The following is a 19986-nucleotide window of genomic DNA, read 5'->3' on the forward strand; positions in this document are numbered from 1 at the left end:
CTTTAGAAATTTTTGTTTTCAAGAAAACTATCCAGAATAACAACCGCCGATAAGGAATCGGTTTTATTAATCCTTTTTTTTCTTGTTAATTTATGCTCATCTTTTAAAATTCTTTCGGCTTGAGCCGTAGATAATCTTTCATCCCACAAAACAACTTTCGTGTTTAATGAATTTTCAATAAGGTCACTCCATCTTCGAACATCTTCGCAAAGAGTTCCTTGGGTACCGTTCATCTTTATCGGATTACCTAAGACAATACAACCGATGCCGTACCTCTTAATCATTTCTCCAAGAAAATCCAAAGCCTTTTGTTGTGTCGTAAACATATAAGGATCTAAGGGAAGCGATAGGGAGAGGTTCTTATCGGCATAAGCTAATCCCCAGCGTTTCAAACCGTAATCAATACAAAGAAAATTATCGTTCGTTATGGGAAACCTCCGATAAAGACGAAACACCCTTTTTATTCAAAACGGCCTCTATAAAACTATAAAAAAGAGGGTGCGGAGTGATCGGTTTAGACTTGAATTCCGGATGAAACTGAACTCCAATCATCCAAGGATGGTTTTGATTCTCTATGATTTCACAAAGATTCTCTTGTTCATAAACTCCCGTAACCGCTAACCCCTTACTCTGCATTTCTGTGATATATCGATTGTTGATTTCATAACGATGCCTATGTCTTTCATGAATTATTGACTGACCGTAAGCTTCGAAAACTTTTGAATTTTCTTTTAATCGGCAGGGGAATGAACCCAATCTCATAGATCCTCCTTTGTCCAGGATCTCCTGTTGGGAATCCAATAGACAAATAACCGGATGAGCCGTTTCAGGATCGTTTTCCGTAGAATTAGCTCCCTCCAACCCAAGAACATTCAAAGCAAACTCAATTACCATGATCTGAAGACCTAAACAAATCCCGAAGCAGGGAAGCGATTGCTCACGACAATAACGAGCAGCTTCGACTTTTCCTTTCCAACCTCTGACACCAAATCCTCCGGGAATCAAACAACCGTCGCAACCTATCAAAGAAGTTTCATATTCGAAAGAATCTGCATCGACAGGACAAATTTCAACTAAGGTATTTAAAGACAGTCCGGCGTGAATAAGCGCTTCGAAAACGGATTTATAAGCATCTTTATGTTGAAGATACTTTCCGACTATTCCTATAGTGAGTTTTTGTTTCGGGTGTTTTGTATTATATACCAATCGTTTCCAGTCCGAAAGATCTATATCCGTCTTAGAGTTTAATCCCAATCCCGAAAGAACAAAATCGTCCAATTGTCTGTCGTGCAAAAGAATCGGAAGTTCATAAACCGTATCGGTAACGTCGGGTATGTCAAAAACGGCTTTTATGGGAACGCTGCAAAATAAACTGATTTTAGCTTTGATATCTAACGATAAAGGTATTTCGGAACGACAAAGAATGGCATCGGGAATAATTCCAATACTGCGTAAGGTTTGTACCGAATGTTGTGTGGGCTTCGATTTTACTTCTCCGGCCGCTTTTAAATAAGGGACGTAAGTCATGTGAAGTTTTAAGCAGTTCGAAGGGTTTTCATAACAAAATTGTCTGATGGCTTCGAGAAAAGGTAAGGATTCTATATCCCCAGCCGTACCGCCTATTTCGACTATAACAACTTGAGCACCGGTATTTGAGGCACAAAGCCGAATGCGTTCCTTAATTTCATTCGTAATATGAGGAATAACTTGAACGGTGGCTCCTAAATAATCTCCACGACGTTCTTTTTTCAATACCTTATCGTATATCTGTCCTGATGTAGCCACAGAATTTTTAGACAGCTTACCTGAAGTAAATCGGTGATAATGTCCCAGATCCAAGTCGGTTTCCATACCGTCATCCGTCACGTATACTTCTCCGTGTTCAAACGGATTCATCGTACCCGGATCGACATTAAGATAGGGATCCAATTTTAACATTGCGGTAACTATGCCGCTCTTTTCGATAAGTAAGGATAATGCGGCTCCCGTTAATCCCTTCCCTAATGAAGAGATAACGCCTCCTGTTACAAAGATGCACTTAAACGACATGATCACAATTTCTCTATAATTTCAATATCTTCGGGATAGTCTACGGCAGGGGATTCGTCGTTTACAATTACGATTAATGCACGGACCGCTCCAAAAACGATAACCGTTCCAAATCTTTGACTATCAATAAATCGGTACTCGGTTGTTTACAAATCGAAACCAAAAATGTCTTACTGAAACAATATCCCATAATGGATGTAATAAAAAAAGTCATTATCTCGTTTTAAACCCAGAATGAACTGATGACTGAAGTATACTTTTCTGAAGAATCGATAACGCATCGGCTGACCCGCCTTTAAATAAACCGATCATTTCCGTCATTGAATTAACTAGGGTATGGACGTGTTTTTCTCCCGGTCATTTATTTCTTCAAAAGATCTTGTAGGAATTGGAAGTCAAAAACACGATGGGCAGAGGAAGCACGGGTGTAACATCAAGCATAAGGCTCTGCTAAAACATCAATACAATAACAATTTTTCTATAATTTCAATATCTTCGGGATAGTCTACGGCAGGGGATTCGCCGTTTACGATTAATGCACGGACTTTTCCTCCGTACTCCAAAAACGACAACTGTTCCAAATCTTCGACTATCGATAAGTCGGTTCTCGGTTTTTTACAAACCGAAACCAAAAACGTCTTTCTGAAACAATATACTCCACAATGGACGTAATAAAAAAAGTCATTATCTCGTTTTAAACTCGGAATGGACTGACGACTGAAGTATACAATATTCCCCAAGGAATCGAGAACGCATTTGGCCCTTTTCATCGAAAAAACTTTTTCGGAATCGGAAGTCAAAAAAACGGGGGTTATAACATCAGTCCGCTCATCATCAAGCATAAATTCCACTAAAGCGTCAATCGACCCCGGCTCTAAACAAGGCTCGTCCCCCTGAATGTTGACAATGATCTGAGCTTCAAGGCAATACTTCTCCGCAACTTCAGCAACGCGACAACTTCCCGTCGGATGCTCCATTTCGGTCATCACGCACTTACCGCCGAAAGAAATAACGCAATCATAAATTTTATCGTCATCGGTAGCTACAATTAGGTCATCTAACTTCTTAGATCGTACGGCTTGTTCATAGGTTCTTTGAATTAAAGGTACTCCGGCAATCAAACTTAAAGGCTTTCCGGGAAAACGTGAACTTCCCCATCTAGCAGGAATAATTCCGAGAACCTTTCCAAAAAACTGCTTGTCTTCAGAAGAAGACATTTCATACCACTATGTGAAAAAGTGACAATATTCCTGATAATATGATTATCAACAAGATTTTTTTTATAAAAGTTTAAAAATGGAACTACGGATTACAAGTATGACAACGACATGACTAATGTTAGATTATAATTATTTTAATAATCCTGTTATTAAAATAATTTATATTATTGTTATATTACTAATAAGTTGATTTATTTTTTTTGGATTTAATTTATGCTCTCTCTCTGTAGAAGAAGTTTCATAAAGATCATTTTTTTAGGTTTAGCTATGACATCGTCAAACGGTCTTGCTACCGAATACGGCAAGGGAATCGTTAAAGCTAAAGAATTAATCCTGGAAAAGAAAACGAGTGAACGTTCTACCATTGGTTCCAAAACAAGCGAAAAAGAATGGAAATCGTTTAAATTCAAGGACGAAGGATTCGCAATAGATCTTCCTACGATTCCCGCTCATTCCAAACAAACTATAGAAATTCCTCAATCGAATTTAACCATCACTTATGATACTTATGTCAGCGAACTGAATGAAGACGCCGTTTATGTCGTTTCAGTATGGGAATATCCCAATCAAATCGATATGTCTTCGCCGGAAATCAATCTTCAGGAAGGTTTTTCCGGAATGCTTTCTGCGCTGCCTGAATCTCAAATTCTTCTTATGAAAGCAAAAGAAAATCAAGGGTTTAAAGCTCTGGAGTTCTGGGTTAAAAACGAAGAGATTTTTTTTAAAGGAGAGCTTATCTCGGCCGGCAATAAATTATATCAACTTTTCGTTGTTTACAAAGATAATGAGAGCAAAGATAGCGTTGATTATCCCAAATTCATTTCATCCTTCAAGTTAATGAAAGAACCATCAAAAAGCAAAGCCACGAATTGGAAAAAGGTTTTCCTAAAAACGTCGTAATAACATGGCATCCGACCTTGTGTTTTTAGGAGAGAAAAGAAGAGACATTTCGAGAGGGGTTTGTTCCGAAAACACGAAAAACACGAAAGGCTCGGAGAGTTTTCCTCCTGAAACGTACGTTCCGTTTCTTGCCTTGAAAAGCAAAAGACGTTTTTCCTTGAAATTACGGTCGTATGTTCGTCCTCCGGCACCTAATCCGAAAGAACGTGAAGGACCGGGGGTTCCCGTTATCCAACATGTCCAGCTTTGTTCTTTTTCGTTCATTCTCTCGTCCTTTTCCTTTTTTGTGTGAATCTCCGTTTATTTATCATAAATGTATTTTAAAGACTGTGGTTAAACGATCAGGCTAAAAATGAGTGAGAAAAAACACATCCATACCCCAGTTAATTCAATACAGACAAGAAAACATGGTATGGCTTCTCGTCCATTTTGAAACATAAGAGATTCGGTTAAAGAATTGTTTTAAGCTTGTTGCTTATTCCTCGCGTCTTCGTTGAGCAAACGGAGAAAACAGAATATTAGAGATCTTCATATCATCAGGAATAGGAATGAAAGTTCGTGCTTCTTCTTCCCGTTTCCGTTCTTTCAATTCTTCGCGAGTGTACACGGAGAATTTTACAACGTCTCCAAAAGCTTCTCTAGCTAGTTGGCTTAAGCAGCGATCATAAAGCATTTCCGTCGACAGTCTGGCTCATCAACTGCCGATAGATAGAAATTCATTTGTCCAGTATCTCTAGGGTCAAACGCTGTTGCTTTTAGCTCAATTACAAAATAGCATCTAAGTTTAAGGTGATAAAACAGCAGGTCAATCTTGTGATCTTCCCCCTCTACTTCTATGCAAAATTGTCTACCTACAAATGCGAATCCATCTCCTAGTTCTATTAGGAACTTTTGGAGGTGATCCATAAGTCCCTGTTCAAGTTCCCTTTCCCTATATTTTTTATCCAAAGCTAAAAAGGAAAAGTTGTATGGGTCTTTTATGGTTTGCTCTGCCAAATCTGATTGAGTAGATGGAAGGGTGTTCTTAAAGTTGGTTATTGCCTTTCCTTGACGTTTATAGAGGTCAGATTCAATCCACATCTCAAGCATGCTACGGCTCCAACCGTTTTCAATTGTTTGCTGTATTATGCTCTTTTCAACCTACTTGTACGAACAGGTTTAAGAACAGTTGAAATTTCTAGAGCCACTGTAGGCGATCTTCGTCAAGAAAGTGGCGAGGCTATTTTACAAATCCAAGGAAAGGGAAGAGATTCCAAAGATGACTTTGTTTTGCTTGTGGATGAGACTTTAAGACCTTTGCGTAAGTATCTTGCTAGTCGTGGAGCTTTATCCGAGACAGACCCTTTATTTTCTAGCACATCTAATAGAACGAATGGAGAGCCTCTGAAAGAAAGAACGATTAGCTGGATTATCAAAGAGACTCTGCGAAGGATTGATATTGATGATTCTAGGATCACAGCTCACTCATTAAGACATACAGCCGTTAGCCTAAGCATTAAGAATGGAGCATCATTAATTCAAGCTCAGGCTATGGCAAGACATTCTGACCCAAAGACGACTATGATTTATTTTCACAACCATGAACGCATCAAGTCAGGTGCTGAACGTTACGTAATTATTTAAAGGAAGAGAAGGACATAACCCATGAGTACGAAGATAGACGACGACACTCTTTATGACGTTGCTGGATTAGCTAAAATACTGGGTGTTACAGAAAAGACTGTAAGAAAGATGCTGTCTGAAGGAGAACTCAAAGGAAAGAAGCTGGGAAGAAAATGGTATGCCACTGGTGCAGCCATTAAATCTCATTTTGATGAGGGGAGTCACAAAGGCAGCTCAAATGACAAATAATGATTCGATTGCTGTAAAGGTGGAATTACGGCAATAGAAATTGTTAGCCAAAAGAGGAAGAAGAATGAAATTAACTGGAACGATAAGAATAGTAGCACAAGTTATAGGGGTTTTTGGTGGATTGTTCTTTGCTTTGATAGGCTACAACATTCTTCCAACGATTTTTTATTACTCAGGGATCAGTTTAGGGACTTACATTTATCTTTTTTCAATTGTTTGGTGTGGACTTTGGTTCGTATTCGGCTTTTGGATTTTGTATGGCTTAGTCGGCTTGGTCTATAGGTTAATAAAAAAGATTATGGATAACGGTTAAAATACAATATATACCATAAAGGGAAGTATTTTAGGTAAAGGATACGATTATGGAAATTCTGGCTATTTTGAATCAAAAGGGTGGATCGGCTAAAACAACGACAGCTAAAACAACGACAGCCGTAAATCTTGGGAGCGCTCGTAAATCTTGGGAGCGCTCTTGCTGAAAAAAAACAAAGAGTTCTTCTTATAGATATTGACCCTCAAGGTTCGGCATCTAGCTGGCTTGGATTCAGAAATCCATCAAAGGGACTATTTACCTTATTTACAGAAAATGGGAGTATTTTAGATATTGTATGCAAAACAGGGGTTGATGGGTTAGACATCATAGTCTCATCTCCTTGGTTGGTTAGTGCGGATAAGGCTCTTGCTGGAGAAGTAGGAGCAGAGACTATTCTAAAAAGAAATTTAGCTAGTCTCAAAGACAAGCCTTGGGATTATGTCCTTATTGACTGCCCTCCAACGCTTGGGATTATGTCACTAAATGCGTTGACGGCAGCTCACAAGGTTCTTGTTCCTCTAGAGACGCATATTATGGCTGTACAAGGATTAGCTCAATTGCTTCATACTATCAATACTGTAAAAGATAGGCTGAATCCTACACTTGAGATTGATGGCATTCTTCCTTGTAGAGTGAATAAGCGTACGAGGCTCTCACAGGATATTATTGCTGACTTACGAAAGCGATTTAACGGCCAGGTATATGAAACAACGATAAGAGAAAGCGTGAAACTAGCTGAAGCTCCTTCTTTTGGAAAGCCTATTACGATTTATGACTCCAAAAGTTCTGGGGCTACAGATTATCGTAGTTTAGCCACTGAAATTATTAAACGTAGAAAAGGGAAGTAAATATGGCAAAAAGGCAAACGATTGGAGAGAACCCATTAGATGGTCTATTCCAAACAACAGAGAATAATGGAACTTCCGTAGCTGTCCTTGAAGAAGAAAAGCAAGCTCCTAAAATAAGGCAGAAATCTTCAAGAAAACAACGAATTACTGTTCAAATCTCTGAAGATGTCATTGAGCGCATCAAAAACGCTGTGTATTGGACTCCTGGCCTTACATTAGCATCTTTAGCAGAAGAAGCCTTTGCTAAAGTCGTGGATGCTTTAGAGGAAGAAAGAGAAGCCCCATTTCCTAAAAGGAAAGAAGAGCTTAAAACTGGTAGACCGATAAATTGACCTATTTGTTTTTAACATCTACCTTTATAGGATATCCTGGGTCTGAAATCTGAAGATTTATTGGCTTATGCATATTTCCAGAAAAATCATGATTTATTCTTATATTTCCATTAACGTCGTGAGCCATTTTAATTTCTATCTTTGAGGTTAGCATGAGGGAAGCAAAGTATATAACTACACAAGCTCCAATCATGCTCCTCATTTCTCTATAAGACCAAAACCACGTTAATGCTTTTTTGATCCGACCTTTTTCCTTAACTTCAATTATGTTGTTATCGTTTGATTTAATATCCTGACCATCTTTTTTGCGGCACATAACAGCAATAACAATGATTGCAACGAATAACTAAAGGTATGATTACATCTGAAATTGTTTTTCCTTAGCTATCTTTTTTGTTAAAGAACTTTTCCCAATAATCTGCTCCAAACTCAGCATCTTCTCCAATGATTCCATCTTCAACGAAAAGAAAATTGAATGTTGTTTTCATCTTGTCTTCAGACTCACTAAGCTGATTCATGGCTTTATAAATCTTCATTGTCTTTTGAGTCGCAATTCGTTCGATTTCATTTGCCATCGCATTTCCAAATTTTTCAACCATGCATTTTCTTTGATTGTGATAAACCATGGTAAATTCAGGATGCCCAAAAGAGGCTGTCAGGTTAACGTAAACAAAAACTAAAAATGGATTAGGATTATCATTGCTTTTTCTTGGAATTTGTCTTCTTGGGATACAGCATATCCGAAAGACGTTACAACCAAGCTCACCGATAAAATCGTGAATATAATCTTTTTCATTGTTACACCATTAATGTTTGGATAATTTCCCATAAACGGGAGTGTTTTTTTACTCGCCATATATGCTGATTACATCAGATGAATATGGACTTCCAGCACCATATGGATTGTTGATGCTTTCTGATGAATACTTGCTTCCATATCTTCCATATGGATTGTTGATGCTTTCTGATGAATACTTGCTTCCATATCTTCCATATGGATTGGATACAGAATCAGGATCATACTTATTTGCGCTTAGCTTTCCCCTGTAATTGCCATTCTGGTCATAAAGCTTTGGCGCATCTGTAGCGTAAGGATTTGCTACCGAAGTACTACTATATTTGCTTCCATATCTTCCATATGGATTGTTGATGCTTTCTGATGAATACTTGCTTCCATATCTTCCATAAGGGTTATTAACGGAATTTGAGTCATACTGATTTGTGTTGTAGTTCCCAATATATGTAGCAGCAGGCAAAAGCGAAGGGGCTAAGGCTGCAAGAGTTAAAATAAGACATCTTTTGATCATGTTTTTCCTTTATAGGTTTCAATCATCCCGCAAACGGGAGTATTGTATACGTTTTTGGTGTTTTATCCAAATGCGTATTTTCTGGTTTTATCGTATTTACTAAATTCATCCTAAAGCCTTTGCTTCTTCCCGTCTTTAAATCCATCCATGTAGAATACATCATTAAAATATTTCGGTTTATGTTTATTCTTGCCATCGTAATATCCCTCATCATACATATGGGCATCAGCAATACCGTCCTGATATCCGTTCCTCTGATTTTTAGTAGACCAAATGGAAGAAGGCTCTTTTTTTCCATCCCAAGCAGCTTCATACCCACTGTCGTATTGATTGGTGTCATTATTACAAGCCGTCAAACTCATCACTAATAAAACCACAAATATACTTGTTCTCATAAACACACGCCTCCTGCTGACTTAGCATCTTCTACTAAGATTGGTAAAACAAAAATTGCTACTACTATCCAAAGTAAAGTTTTTAAAGTAGTCCAAATCTTTGGATGTATTCATTAACTTTAGTTATTTTTTAGTGTTGTTTGTAATAATTTTCAAAGTAACAAGAAACAATCATACACACTATGGGTTTTAAAGTCACACCCATAGCGTATAGATTGCTGAGTAACAAACACTTAGCCCGATCTATTTCAAGGAGAAATATGGTTCAGGCTCATAACAGAAAATGCACACCCGTAAGAATTGCTTTACGTTGAAAATACGTTGGATCGGTTGAGCGAAGGGAAAGAACTGGATAGAAAATATCTACGCTTTAGCAAATGCCTTAGAATGTTCTCCGAAAGACCTAATATTTGTTTTTAGTCCCGCAACAGCTGACGAAATAACCATCTACACAAGGATCGCGAGCTTCAAACAATAGTTCCCGCAAGCTAAATTCGTATATAATACATCGAAATTCCGTTCGGATTCAATAACAAAGTGTTTTACTAAAACGCTTTGTTAATATATGCTTTAGGCAACTTTCAAAGGGGACTTAGCTTAGTTGGTAGAGCGTCTGATTTGCATTCAGAAGGTCAGGAGTTCGAATCTCCTAGTCTCCATCTTTGCGGCTATAGCTCAGTTGGTTAGAGCGCGACACTGATAATGTCGAGGTCCCAAGTTCAAGTCTTGGTAGCCGCACATTTTTTTTGATTTATTTGATTTAACGGTATTTGTTGTGCTCCATGTCTCGGAACTTTGTTTTTCGTGGAAGAACAAATCGATATTCAAAGGCGCCTCTTTTCATCTAAATAAGAGTGAGATAGTTTCGATTCTCGGTGTTTCCGGCGTAGGAAAGACAACTCTTTTCAAACTGATTTCCGGAATCATTAAACCTGACTCAGGTGTTATCCGCTTGGGTGACGGGACAAAAAAATTTCATGAATATGCTGCTTATATGAAACAAGATGATCTTCTTCTTCCTTGGAGAACTTCTTGGGAAAATATGTTCCTTTTTAAAGAATTAGGCGAAAAAAAGAAGATAAGGTCGGGCTCGTGTCGGAAGTTAAAATTACGAGCACAAAATTTATTTAAAAAACTTGAAATAGAAGAATTTGCAAATTTTTATCCGGAAGAACTATCCGGAGGATTAAAACAAAGGGTAGCATTAGCCGGAACTCTAATTCAAGAAAAAAATTTGATATTATTGGACGAACCGTTTTCTTCCTTGGATGTTTTTACTAGAGAGAGTCTTTATTCTTATATCAAATCATTAGTTAATGAATCCGAGATGGGAATTCTATTCATTACTCATGATTTTAGAGATGCCGTCTTATTGTCCGATAAAATTTTTATTATTACAAATTATACGATAGAAAAAGTGTATGAAAAAAACAAAGAATCTTTAAGTTACGAAGATATTGTTCGAAAGATTAAGTCGAAAATGGACGCTTTCGAAGCGTTTTAGTAAAATACTTTGTTATTGAATACGAGAAGTTTGAACTTCGATTTATCATTTTTATTTAAAAAAAGTTTTTTTCATATATAATATCTTTATTTTTAGGAGATTATATGTCTATTTCAAATGTTATTCCGGTTTCTGCACCGGTACAGCAATCATCGAGCAGTTCATGCAATGACGTAAAAACATGGTTTAAAACCAATCGTGTATCTCTTATGACGATAGCTGGAGTTTTATTAACAGCACTCGGAGCAATTGTTATATGTCTTGCTGCTACAGGTATATGCCCTCCCGCGTTAATAGCAGTAGGCATTGTTTTAGTCGTTCTAGGTCTTTGTTTATTGTTATTCACTATAAGCTTAACAAAAGTAAAAAAACAATTGGAAGGGGAAGGAGAATCCGATTTTCTACGGATAAGACAAGAACGCGATGAGCTAAGACAAGAACGCGATACTCTACAACAAGAACGCGAGGCTTTAATACAAGAACGCGATGCTTTAATACAAGAACGCGATGCTTTAAGGAAAGTACAAACCTTTTTACAACAGGAATGCGATGCTTTAGTACGAAGGGTTGCGTGGCTTTAGTACAAAAGGTTGCGTTCTTGTATTAAAAAACCATGTCGTGGAAGAACAAATCGATATTCAAAGGCGCCTCTTTTCATCTAAATAAGAGCGAGATAGTTTCGATTCTCGGTGTTTCCGGCGTAAGAAAGACAACTCTTTTCAAAAAGGAAGATCGCGCGTTCATTGAAGAAATCCATCGACATTAAATGAAATTTGATTTTTTAAAATCAAAATAATTAAAGGAACACCTATCCGTCATGAATTGAAAAGCCTTAGTGATGTTAAGGATTCCGGCAAACGGAATCGGATAATGACCGACTCCTAATTTTTTCAATAAATATTTCTTAATTAACCCATTCGAGAAGATAACCTTAAGCCGATGAATTTGTTAGGAGAGGAACGTCTCCCATAAATCCGTTACTTTTTAAAGCAAAAGTAATATCATAAATCATTAACATTCAATCTTCCGTTGGTACTAGTAGAGTTTCTCTACCTTAGGAGGTGCGTTAGGCGTTGCCTTAGGAGTACCGATAGAAGATGGAAAGCGGTCATCATTTCCAGTCAACAGCTTGCTCAGTTCAAGGCTTTGCAAAGAGAAATGGTTAGGGACGGGGAAGGACTCGAAGAGGAACATCGCAAGTTCATTGAAGCATTCGCACTGATTTCCGGCGACACACCGCCGACTGCGCCGGTTACTACAGAATAAAAAATCTTAATAAAGATTAAGAATCTTATTATTAATTCTATTTAAAAAAGTTTTTTTTTGTATATAATGTTTTTATTTTTAGGAGATTATATGTCTATTTCAAACGTTACTCCGGTTTCTGCACCGGTACAGCAATCATCGAGCAGTTCATGCCATGGCGTAAAAACATGGTTTAAAACCAATCGTGTATCTCTTATGACGATAGGTGGAGGGTTATTAATAGCACTCGGAGCAATTGTTATGTGTCTTGCTGCTACAGGTATGTGCCCTCTCACGTTAATAGCTATCGGCATTGTTTTAGTCGTTGCAGGTCTTTGTTTATTATTATTCATTATAAGCTCAAAAGTAAAAAAACAATTACGGCTCGAACATAATACTCTAAGACAAGAATGTGATGAGCTAAGACAAGAACGCGAGGCTTTAATACAAGAACGCGAGGCTCTAAGGCAAGTACAAACCTTTTTACAACAAGAACGCGATGCTTTAAGACAAGAATGCGATGAGCTAAGACAAGCGCAGATCCTTATACAACAAGAACGCGATGATATAAGACAAGCACAAACCCCTCTACGACAAGAACGCGATGCTTTAAGACAAGAATGCGATGAGCTAAGGCAAGCACAAACCCCTCTACAACAAGAACGCGATGCTCTAAGGCAAGTACAAACCTTTTTACAACAAGAACGCGATGCTTTAAGACAAGAATGCGATGAGCTAAGACAAGCGCAGATCCTTATACAACAAGAACGCGAGGCTCTAAGGCAAGCACAAACCCCTCTACGACAAGAACGCGATGCTCTAAGGCAAGTACAAACCTTTTTACGACAAGAACGCGATGATATAAGGCAAACACAAGCCGTTCTACAACGAGCATATGATAAACTGCTGGAAGAACGTAATGATTTAATAACATTAAATAATGAACTACAGCAAGAAAATCATGAGATAAGACGACAAGGAGAAGCAAAGAGATAGAAAGAAAATCATGAATAAGTAGCTGCTTTGACAGCTGCAAGCTTATGAGGAATTAAGCCATCCACTCAATGAGTTTCTTATAATTTTCTCTCTCTCTGCACATCACTTCTTGAAAGAGCATTCTGATGGGGGATTTAAGAGTGCTTAGGGGCAATTAATTAAACGTCTGATAATGTATATTATGTTGCATTAACAGTTAATGCCGGACCTAAGATATTACGTTGCTACCGTTTTTGATAGAAACTCAAAAGCTGTCTTTGAAAGCACCGAATCACGAAAATTTCCGTAAGAACCAGTCAATAATTTATCGAGATTAATCAAATGAGAAGAATTATTACAATCTTCAAAAAATTTGTCTTCACTGGGAAAAGAAAAGAAAAAATCGGATCCAATACAAATAGAAGAAATAAAATCATTTTGTATAGCAAAATCCATGTGAGCAAATAGTCCGGATTCGAATGTTTTTCCCAAAAACCTTTTAACGAAATTCAACCCTAGAACTCCTCCTTGACGAACGATTTCCTTAGCATGATGAGTTAATAAATTTCTTTTTACCCGTACGATTTCCCTAAAATTGGAATGACTGGCGAGAGGCTGAATTCGAGTCGCTTTATTATTCAAATAATCCAAAACATCATCAACCAGAGAGTCGCATGCATGACTCAAATCAACGGGAATTCGATAATGATTAAGAAGATCCAACAAATATTTTCCGTCAGAAGTCAATCCTTGTTTTGTTAAAGTTCCGCCACCAAATCTATTAGCTGAATTCCACACTAGCCCAACATAAGCCAGTCCATTATTACTTAAAAAAAACTTGAGCCGGTCCTCAAGTAAATCCAACGGTTCATCCTCTTCTAATAAACAGGAAGCATTTTCAATAGATTCTTTTATAAGAGTACGTTCAAAAGAAAGCTGCTGAGAACCATCGAATATTTCCATTCGTCCGCATGTTTTCTCGGGTAATTTTCTAAATAATTCGTGTTGAATAAAAGATTCTTTATAAGATCCTTTCTTTGTTTCGGAAAATACGGCGCATATTTGAAAACAAATTCTCCCTTTTCTTATTTGTTCCGGTGAACATCGAATACCGGACCTAACACCTTGATTGGAGAATAACGGTTCTTGAGGAGAACTTAATAAATCACAATGAAGATCAACTAATGCCATAAATTTTTGTGCAGTTATAAACACCTACTCTATTACAATAGGACATTTTTATGTCCTTAATTATCTATAGGTGTGAGAGAAATTGTGTTTCAGGATCTTTTTTTTAATAAAAATCTTATTTTATTTTGTTTTCAAATAACCTTTATAGCACTAGGAAATTGTTTCTGTATTAAAAAAGGGCTTGAATGGGTTACCGGCTGGCTTATACTTCTGGTAATATTAATGAATCTCTTTATCATTAAACGTATTTATTTATTCGGACTCGAAATTACAGCCTGTGATGCCTTTGTCATAGGATTTTTGTCTTGTCTTAATATGGTAAGAGAATTTTATGATATTGAGTCTGCTCGTAAAATAACGAAAATTTCTCTTATCATACCTTTAGGGTTTTTATTTTTTTCTATTCTTCATTTAATGTTCATACCTTCGGACACAGACTGCTCTCAGGAAAAATATTCATTTTTATTACTGCCTTCCTTAAGAACGACGATTGCCTCTCTTGGAACATTTTTTCTGATCCAATTTTTCGATATTAAGATTTTTTCTTTTTTGACTAAATCTTGGAAAAGAAAATACTTTAATGCTCGTTCCGCTCTTTCTCTTCTTTCTTCACAAATTTTAGACACCATCATTTTTTCCTATATGGGATTATACGGATTGGTACCTAATGTCTGGTCACTTATAATTGTCGGTATTTTAGCAAAAGGAATTGCCGTTTTAATCGGATCAAGTTTATCCTCAGTACTCTTGCATATTCAGCCTATTAAAAAATAGCTAACATATGGTTTTAAAATTCACTGTATTACATTGTTCCAAAAAATCCGGAGCTCGACTAGGTCTTATTGAAACTTCTCATGGAATTATTGAGACGCCGACATTCGTACCGGTGGGAACGAATGCCGCTTTAAAAGGAGTTATCGATTCTTCCGATATTGATCTGATGTTTTGCAACACTTATCATCTTATGCTTCAGCCCGGAACTTCGGTCATAAAAAAAATGGGCGGTTTGCACGGTTTTATGAAAAGAAACCGTCCTTTAATAACGGATTCGGGAGGATTTCAAGCTTTTAGTCTCGCGTATGGTTCGGTAGCGGAAGAAATTAAAAGTTGCGGAAAAAAAAGAGCTTCGAGCTCAGTGGTTAAAATATCCGAAGAAGGTATTTTATTTCGTTCGTATCGAGATGGCAGACAAATCTTATTATCGCCTGAAATCTCGATAGCCTCTCAAAAAGATTTGGGAGCGGATATTATTATTCCCTTCGATGAACTCCCCCCTTACCATATTGGAGAACAGGAGCTGATTCAATCTTGTGAAAGAACATATCGATGGGAATTACGTTCTTTGGACTCCCATAAAAAAAATATTCAAGGCCAATCCATGTACGGTATTGTTCATGGAGGAATGAATAAAGTTTTAAGAAAAGAAGGGTGTTGTTTTGTATCGGATCACGATTTCGATGGTTTTGCTATAGGGGGCAGTGTCGGAAAAAACAGACAGGACGTAGAAGAAATAGTTACTTTTATAACAAGTCACCTACCCTCCGAAAAACCTCGTCATTTATTAGGGATTGGAGATCCGTTTTCGATTCAAAATTTGATCGCTACCGGTATTGATTCTTTCGACAGCTCTTATCCAACAAAAGCTGCTCGCCATGGAATGATTTTCTCTAAAGAAAAGGGTTTCATCAAAATTAAACAGTCAAAATATTCGGAAGATCTTTCTCCTATAGATTCTGCATGTTGTTGTCATACTTGTAAAACGGTCTCTTTAGGTTATCTTCATCATTTATTTAAAGCATACGAATTGAATGGATTATCTTTAGCTTCCATTCATAATCTTCATTACATGAATGAGTTAATGAAAATATTCAGACAAAAAATCGTTACCGATGAGCTCTAATTTTAGATTCCGTCGATTTTTCGGATACAATCAATAAAAATGTAATGACTATAAAAGCAACCGAAGACGCCATAGGAACGGTTATGGGCTCTAAAATATAGATTTTAGTTGAACATGATACACTGTTTGCACTACAAATATCCAAACGCATTCCTGGGATTTCTTGAAGAATGATTTGATATAGGGCTATAAAAGTTCCGATTATAGGTAAAGGAAAAACATATTTCTTAATACCAAAAAAATCATAATAAGATGCTGTCCCTAAAATAATCGTCAATGGGAAGAGACATATTCTTTGATAATTACATAAAAGACAGGGCTCGATTTTAAGGATGTAACTAAAATAAATACTTATAAGAGTTCCGAAACAACTTATTATCCAAGCAAGAATTAAAAAATATTTTCTCATTGATTATTTTTCCGACTTTTGTAATTGATATATCACTCGACTGATCTCATCAAAAGAAATATCTTCAATCATCCTACCGTTTATAAAAACCGTGGGAGTGGCCAGATTATTTCCCATTAGACGTTCTCCGTAAGCATTATTGGCTTTTAATTGACTTAGATATTTTTTGGAATTGACACATGAAATTAATTCAGAGAAATCAATTTCAAGATCGGAAGCACATTTAATAAGAATTTCATCGGTAACCCATGCTTGTCCTTCAGTCTTCTCAGTAGATAAGAGATTATAAAAATATTTCATAAATAATTTCGTATTCGGAACGGAAGGATTCGAATAAAGAACGCATAACGAGGCTAAAACCGCAGGTTCGGAGTCAAATAAAAAAGAAAGAGGAATAAAAGTATATGAGATTAAATTCGTATCGATAAATCGTTTTTTAATCCGAGGAAAAACATCATCAGAAAATTTTAAACAATTATCGCAAGACGGTTCTTCAAATACCGTGACATTAATTTTAGAATTCAAATTACCTATAGTGAAATCTTTATTTATTATAATTTGAGAACTCGTTTTTGGAGGTATTAAAGTTAATTTCCATTGAATCATAAGTACCAACAATCCAACAAAGAATACGGAAGCCGTTATTACAAAAAGTTTTCTGAAAGACGATTTCATTCGATCCTCTTGATTCTCTGTTTTTTTTTAGTAATAAAAAAAATGTGATTATAAAAAAATAAAAAAATTATTTCTTGTTGAGTTAAAGAAACAAGTTTATCTTCACATTAAAACATGGTGTAAAGCTAATCGTGAATAATATCACCCTTTTATAAGGATTAACGATGTCTTTGTATGAAGAAGAAGAATGCCGAGCTTTGAGACGTCAATTTTTTATAAAAAGACTGAAAATTAATTTATCTCTTGTTGCTATCGGTTGCTGTTTATTTTTTTCTCCGGTATCTCTAGGTTATACTTCCGTTTATCACATTGTCATTGATAAAACTTTAGGTTTTTTATTAGTTTTATGCTCCTGTTGCTCTTGTTTCAGCTCTAAATTCGATATCTTTTCCAGTCTCATCGGATGTTTCATCCTTTATTCATCGACAATCGAATATAATCCTACCGTATTCGCCAATTCCAGCCTTCTCGGATTTATGATGCTCGCGATAAGATACACGTCTTATTCCAGGCCTTATGAACTCGATATCGGGCCTACCATCCCAGATAATCTTTCTTATAATCCATCGTGTTTCGGAAGAAGATGCGTCGAATCTTATTTCTCTCTGATTGTTTTAATTATAACCCGGTATTCTATAGGAATCTATTCAGGCTCTTTCTTGTCTTGGATCTTTACTTTATCCTGCTTAAGTTTAATCCTTAATGTATCCGGTAGTAAAAGACGATGGCACGTAAGACCGCTTATCGTCTTTTCGACTTTTACGATAACTCTATCCTTAAGCATCTTACTGGCAGTGGCTTCCGTAATATACGGATCATACTTGTTTTTGATAGCTTCTTTCTTTGCACTCCTATCCTCAACTTTGGAAATTGATGAAATGCGAGCATCTTTGAACTATATATATATAAGAAAAAAAGAAGAAGAATCGATATCTTTATCTTTGGTTGGAAAAATTATTTCGGGATCCGAGTTTTATAGAAAATCTATCCTATGGGAGGAACAAAATCACGAATCTTTTTCAAGACATATCAAACACACCTTTCAAGGAGTCTCTTGTCCTTTGAATTTGATTCTCGTTTTAGTCACGGGAATCATTTTAAATCTTTTTTCAAATCAATTCATAATGAAGCCGGGATTTCAAACATTTATATCCATCATAGGAATCGTTGTTACAATATTTACGAGTTTATCTTTTTCCGAACATCTAAGATTTATAAGATTTTTCAATCTTATACCTGCTTTTCTTTTAATAATATCTCCCGCAATCTTTCACATCTTCCCCCGTTCGAATGATTTTCTTTATGTATTATCAACAGGATTGATTATCTTCATCTGCTCATTAAGAGGTGGCACGACCAAAGAAGCGGAATAAAATATTTTATGTTTTTTTATTCTTGAGCTTTTTCTCTTGCTCTTTGGCTTCTTTATCGTCTCTTCTTTTTCTGGCCTGTGTCGACAATTTAATATTTTCTTGAGCTCGTTCAATACCTGTGATTAAATCTTGATCTTCTTTCTTACGTTGTTTTTTAGGTGGCAATTCTTTTTTTATATTTTCTAAAGTTTCGATAAGATAAAATTTGTTTTTGTTACTTATCAAAACATTTTTCTCTATAAAGTCCCCTATCAATCTTTTATCCGGCTTTGTTATAGGATTCTGATCATAAAATCCTTTAATCATAGAAAGCTCAGCTTGAGCTATTTGTTTAGAAATAGCATTTTTTTTCTTTTGATTTTTTAAAATCAAAATAATTAAAGGAACACCTATAACAATTAGAGTTATTATCGTAGGTAAAATAATCGGAAACACAACATCAGTCAAAACATTAATATCAGAAGATAAAAAGGCTATTATCAAAATAGCTCCGAAAAGAAGAATTAAACCGGTTATTATAAGAATCGCCGTGAAAACAGCTACGGAACCCCAAATTTTTGAAATTTTCAAGACCTCATTATGAAGACTTTCTCTTTCACTAAAGCTGAGAACATCAGAAGATGTGGGATTGATAGAAGGACCGAAAAAATTATAAGTCGACGAACCAATCATTAATATTAAGTACTCTTAAAGACAGAGACCCTTTTGCAATCTTGAGGTCGAAATAAGCTGTCAATCCCGTTTATAGCTTTGGATATCCCTTAATCTAAACAGCACCTTTAATCGATCTTCTTCGATTATCAATACTAAATAGTCATATACAACTGCACCGGAACACAAAAGCTAAACGGAGTGTATCTAAAAAAATAATTTATGTAAATGAATTAAAATATTAAATTTACAATATAATTAATATTATGAATTAATTATGCATAGAAAAATGATTACTAAAATAATGACCGGTTAAGCGCTTTCCTATGAAGCATTATTTACTTCCATCTCAGCTAATTCCGTTTCCGATTCCGAATTAATAAACACAAATCCAAAACTGATCCGGATAACCAGAATTGATCCCAATAAATGGTAATCGAGATTGCATAGCATGACTTCGAGAATGTATGAAGACAAAACCAACTATTATTATCGTCTTCGTCGTCTTCGTCGTCTGCCGCCTTCCGCTATCACTCGTATCGGTGCAGGGCGTATACCATCGATTGCGCTGATTACTGCGTTAGACACACCGCCAACTGCACCGGTTACTACATTAGATACACCGCCAACTATACTGCTTGCTGCACTAGACACACCGCCAACTACACTGCTTGCTGCGTTAGATACACTGCCGACTGCGCCGGTTACTACATTAGATACACCAACAACTAAACTACTTGCTGCGTTAGGCGCGCCATCAACTGTTGCCTCAACTGCTAAGGAAGTTGCATCATATATACTGCCAACCGTATTATTTACCGTATTAGATATACCGCCAACTACACGAC

Annotated in this window: 27 protein-coding genes and 2 tRNA genes; 15 read left to right on the forward strand and 14 right to left on the reverse strand. The window is 36.4% G+C overall.

What is annotated here, in order from left to right:
• Positions 1 to 2 precede the first annotated feature (2 nt).
• The 4 genes from ruvX to kdsB form a co-directional block, all read right to left on the reverse strand.
• Entirely contained in the window at positions 3 to 455 is a 453-nt protein-coding gene (gene ruvX / locus RSA43_00665; GenBank protein MEG2495801.1) for a Holliday junction resolvase RuvX, read from the reverse strand.
• The gene (locus RSA43_00670) at positions 415 to 2049 is read right to left on the reverse strand and encodes a CTP synthase (protein MEG2495802.1); all 1635 of its coding nucleotides are present in this window, start codon (positions 2047 to 2049) and stop codon (positions 415 to 417) included. The genes ruvX and RSA43_00670 overlap by 41 nt, the downstream gene beginning before the upstream one ends.
• A gap of 73 nt (positions 2050 to 2122) precedes the next feature.
• Positions 2123 to 2263 carry a hypothetical protein gene (locus RSA43_00675; GenBank protein MEG2495803.1) on the reverse strand — a complete coding sequence of 47 codons (141 nt, stop codon included), beginning with the start codon at positions 2261 to 2263 and terminating at the stop codon, positions 2123 to 2125.
• A gap of 244 nt (positions 2264 to 2507) precedes the next feature.
• Positions 2508 to 3266, reverse strand: a complete 759-nt coding sequence (kdsB, locus tag RSA43_00680) for a 3-deoxy-manno-octulosonate cytidylyltransferase (GenBank protein MEG2495804.1) — start codon at positions 3264 to 3266, stop codon at positions 2508 to 2510.
• Positions 3267 to 3482: 216 nt separating this feature from the next.
• On the opposite strand from kdsB, the gene RSA43_00685 reads away from it, so the two are divergent.
• Positions 3483 to 4169 carry a hypothetical protein gene (locus tag RSA43_00685; protein MEG2495805.1) on the forward strand — a complete coding sequence of 229 codons (687 nt, stop codon included), beginning with the start codon at positions 3483 to 3485 and terminating at the stop codon, positions 4167 to 4169.
• Here RSA43_00685 and RSA43_00690 read toward each other — a convergent pair.
• Both RSA43_00690 and RSA43_00695 read right to left on the reverse strand, forming a co-directional pair.
• Positions 4155 to 4433 (reverse strand): hypothetical protein, encoded by a 279-nt coding sequence (locus tag RSA43_00690; GenBank protein ID MEG2495806.1) that lies wholly within the window; start codon positions 4431 to 4433, stop codon positions 4155 to 4157. The genes RSA43_00685 and RSA43_00690 overlap by 15 nt on opposite strands.
• Positions 4434 to 4644: 211 nt before the next feature.
• The gene (locus RSA43_00695) at positions 4645 to 4842 is read right to left on the reverse strand and encodes a hypothetical protein (protein MEG2495807.1); all 198 of its coding nucleotides are present in this window, start codon (positions 4840 to 4842) and stop codon (positions 4645 to 4647) included.
• Between the two features lie 329 nt (positions 4843 to 5171).
• Here RSA43_00695 and RSA43_00700 point away from each other — a divergent pair, with 329 nt between their 5' ends.
• The 5 genes from RSA43_00700 to RSA43_00720 all read left to right on the forward strand — a co-directional run bounded on the left by RSA43_00700 (position 5172) and on the right by RSA43_00720 (position 7513).
• Positions 5172 to 5792: a tyrosine-type recombinase/integrase gene (locus tag RSA43_00700; GenBank protein MEG2495808.1), complete on the forward strand. Its 621-nt coding sequence runs from the start codon at positions 5172 to 5174 to the stop codon at positions 5790 to 5792.
• Between the two features lie 21 nt (positions 5793 to 5813).
• A complete protein-coding gene (locus RSA43_00705) occupies positions 5814 to 6020 on the forward strand; it encodes a helix-turn-helix domain-containing protein (GenBank protein MEG2495809.1) in 207 nt (68 codons plus the stop codon).
• A gap of 64 nt (positions 6021 to 6084) precedes the next feature.
• Entirely contained in the window at positions 6085 to 6333 is a 249-nt protein-coding gene (locus RSA43_00710; GenBank protein MEG2495810.1) for a hypothetical protein, read from the forward strand.
• Between the two features lie 128 nt (positions 6334 to 6461).
• Entirely contained in the window at positions 6462 to 7181 is a 720-nt protein-coding gene (locus RSA43_00715; GenBank protein ID MEG2495811.1) for a ParA family protein, read from the forward strand.
• Between the two features lie 2 nt (positions 7182 to 7183).
• Positions 7184 to 7513 carry a hypothetical protein gene (locus RSA43_00720; protein MEG2495812.1) on the forward strand — a complete coding sequence of 110 codons (330 nt, stop codon included), beginning with the start codon at positions 7184 to 7186 and terminating at the stop codon, positions 7511 to 7513.
• A gap of 1 nt (position 7514) precedes the next feature.
• Here the strand turns inward: RSA43_00720 and RSA43_00725 are convergent, their stop codons facing one another.
• From RSA43_00725 to RSA43_00740, 4 genes are all read right to left on the reverse strand, one after another.
• Complete coding sequence (locus RSA43_00725; GenBank protein MEG2495813.1) at positions 7515 to 7829, reverse strand: hypothetical protein; 315 nt, start codon at positions 7827 to 7829, stop codon at positions 7515 to 7517.
• 64 nt (positions 7830 to 7893) lie between these two features.
• Positions 7894 to 8112: a hypothetical protein gene (locus tag RSA43_00730; GenBank protein ID MEG2495814.1), complete on the reverse strand. Its 219-nt coding sequence runs from the start codon at positions 8110 to 8112 to the stop codon at positions 7894 to 7896.
• A 246-nt stretch (positions 8113 to 8358) separates the two neighbouring features.
• The gene (locus RSA43_00735; protein MEG2495815.1) at positions 8359 to 8820 is read right to left on the reverse strand and encodes a hypothetical protein; all 462 of its coding nucleotides are present in this window, start codon (positions 8818 to 8820) and stop codon (positions 8359 to 8361) included.
• Between the two features lie 110 nt (positions 8821 to 8930).
• A complete protein-coding gene (locus RSA43_00740; GenBank protein MEG2495816.1) occupies positions 8931 to 9215 on the reverse strand; it encodes a hypothetical protein in 285 nt (94 codons plus the stop codon).
• A gap of 586 nt (positions 9216 to 9801) precedes the next feature.
• Between RSA43_00740 and RSA43_00745 the strand changes: the two genes are divergently transcribed.
• From RSA43_00745 to RSA43_00765, 5 genes are all read left to right on the forward strand, one after another.
• Positions 9802 to 9874 (forward strand) — tRNA-Ala (locus RSA43_00745).
• Positions 9875 to 9879: 5 nt separating this feature from the next.
• Positions 9880 to 9953, forward strand: a tRNA-Ile gene (locus tag RSA43_00750).
• A 37-nt stretch (positions 9954 to 9990) separates the two neighbouring features.
• Positions 9991 to 10719 carry an ABC transporter ATP-binding protein gene (locus tag RSA43_00755; protein MEG2495817.1) on the forward strand — a complete coding sequence of 243 codons (729 nt, stop codon included), beginning with the start codon at positions 9991 to 9993 and terminating at the stop codon, positions 10717 to 10719.
• A gap of 104 nt (positions 10720 to 10823) precedes the next feature.
• Positions 10824 to 11300 (forward strand): hypothetical protein, encoded by a 477-nt coding sequence (locus RSA43_00760; GenBank protein ID MEG2495818.1) that lies wholly within the window; start codon positions 10824 to 10826, stop codon positions 11298 to 11300.
• Positions 11301 to 12075: 775 nt separating this feature from the next.
• Positions 12076 to 12960 carry a hypothetical protein gene (locus RSA43_00765; protein ID MEG2495819.1) on the forward strand — a complete coding sequence of 295 codons (885 nt, stop codon included), beginning with the start codon at positions 12076 to 12078 and terminating at the stop codon, positions 12958 to 12960.
• 216 nt (positions 12961 to 13176) lie between these two features.
• Here the strand turns inward: RSA43_00765 and RSA43_00770 are convergent, their stop codons facing one another.
• Positions 13177 to 14130, reverse strand: a complete 954-nt coding sequence (locus RSA43_00770) for a membrane dipeptidase (GenBank protein ID MEG2495820.1) — start codon at positions 14128 to 14130, stop codon at positions 13177 to 13179.
• Between the two features lie 84 nt (positions 14131 to 14214).
• Here RSA43_00770 and RSA43_00775 point away from each other — a divergent pair, with 84 nt between their 5' ends.
• Together RSA43_00775 and tgt are read left to right on the forward strand one after the other, a co-directional pair.
• The gene (locus RSA43_00775; GenBank protein MEG2495821.1) at positions 14215 to 14904 is read left to right on the forward strand and encodes a queuosine precursor transporter; all 690 of its coding nucleotides are present in this window, start codon (positions 14215 to 14217) and stop codon (positions 14902 to 14904) included.
• 7 nt (positions 14905 to 14911) lie between these two features.
• Entirely contained in the window at positions 14912 to 16030 is a 1119-nt protein-coding gene (gene tgt, locus RSA43_00780) for a tRNA guanosine(34) transglycosylase Tgt (GenBank protein ID MEG2495822.1), read from the forward strand.
• Here tgt and RSA43_00785 read toward each other — a convergent pair.
• Positions 16014 to 16439, reverse strand: a complete 426-nt coding sequence (locus tag RSA43_00785) for a disulfide bond formation protein B (protein MEG2495823.1) — start codon at positions 16437 to 16439, stop codon at positions 16014 to 16016. The genes tgt and RSA43_00785 overlap by 17 nt on opposite strands.
• A 3-nt stretch (positions 16440 to 16442) precedes the next feature.
• On the reverse strand, positions 16443 to 17114 hold the full coding sequence (locus tag RSA43_00790) for a thioredoxin domain-containing protein (protein MEG2495824.1): 672 nt from the start codon (positions 17112 to 17114) through the stop codon (positions 16443 to 16445).
• A 164-nt stretch (positions 17115 to 17278) separates the two neighbouring features.
• Here RSA43_00790 and RSA43_00795 point away from each other — a divergent pair, with 164 nt between their 5' ends.
• Positions 17279 to 18487, forward strand: coding sequence for a hypothetical protein (locus RSA43_00795; GenBank protein ID MEG2495825.1), 1209 nt, complete (start codon positions 17279 to 17281; stop codon positions 18485 to 18487).
• Between the two features lie 6 nt (positions 18488 to 18493).
• On the opposite strand, the gene RSA43_00800 is transcribed toward RSA43_00795, so the two are convergent.
• Positions 18494 to 19159, reverse strand: a complete 666-nt coding sequence (locus RSA43_00800) for a hypothetical protein (GenBank protein ID MEG2495826.1) — start codon at positions 19157 to 19159, stop codon at positions 18494 to 18496.
• 430 nt (positions 19160 to 19589) lie between these two features.
• Here RSA43_00800 and RSA43_00805 point away from each other — a divergent pair.
• Positions 19590 to 19986 (forward strand): hypothetical protein (locus tag RSA43_00805; GenBank protein ID MEG2495827.1); only part of this gene is annotated, 397 nt, incomplete at its 3' end.

It is taken from the genome of Victivallaceae bacterium (assembly GCA_036659455.1).
GTDB lineage: Bacteria > Chlamydiota > Chlamydiia > Chlamydiales > Chlamydiaceae > JAVXCN01.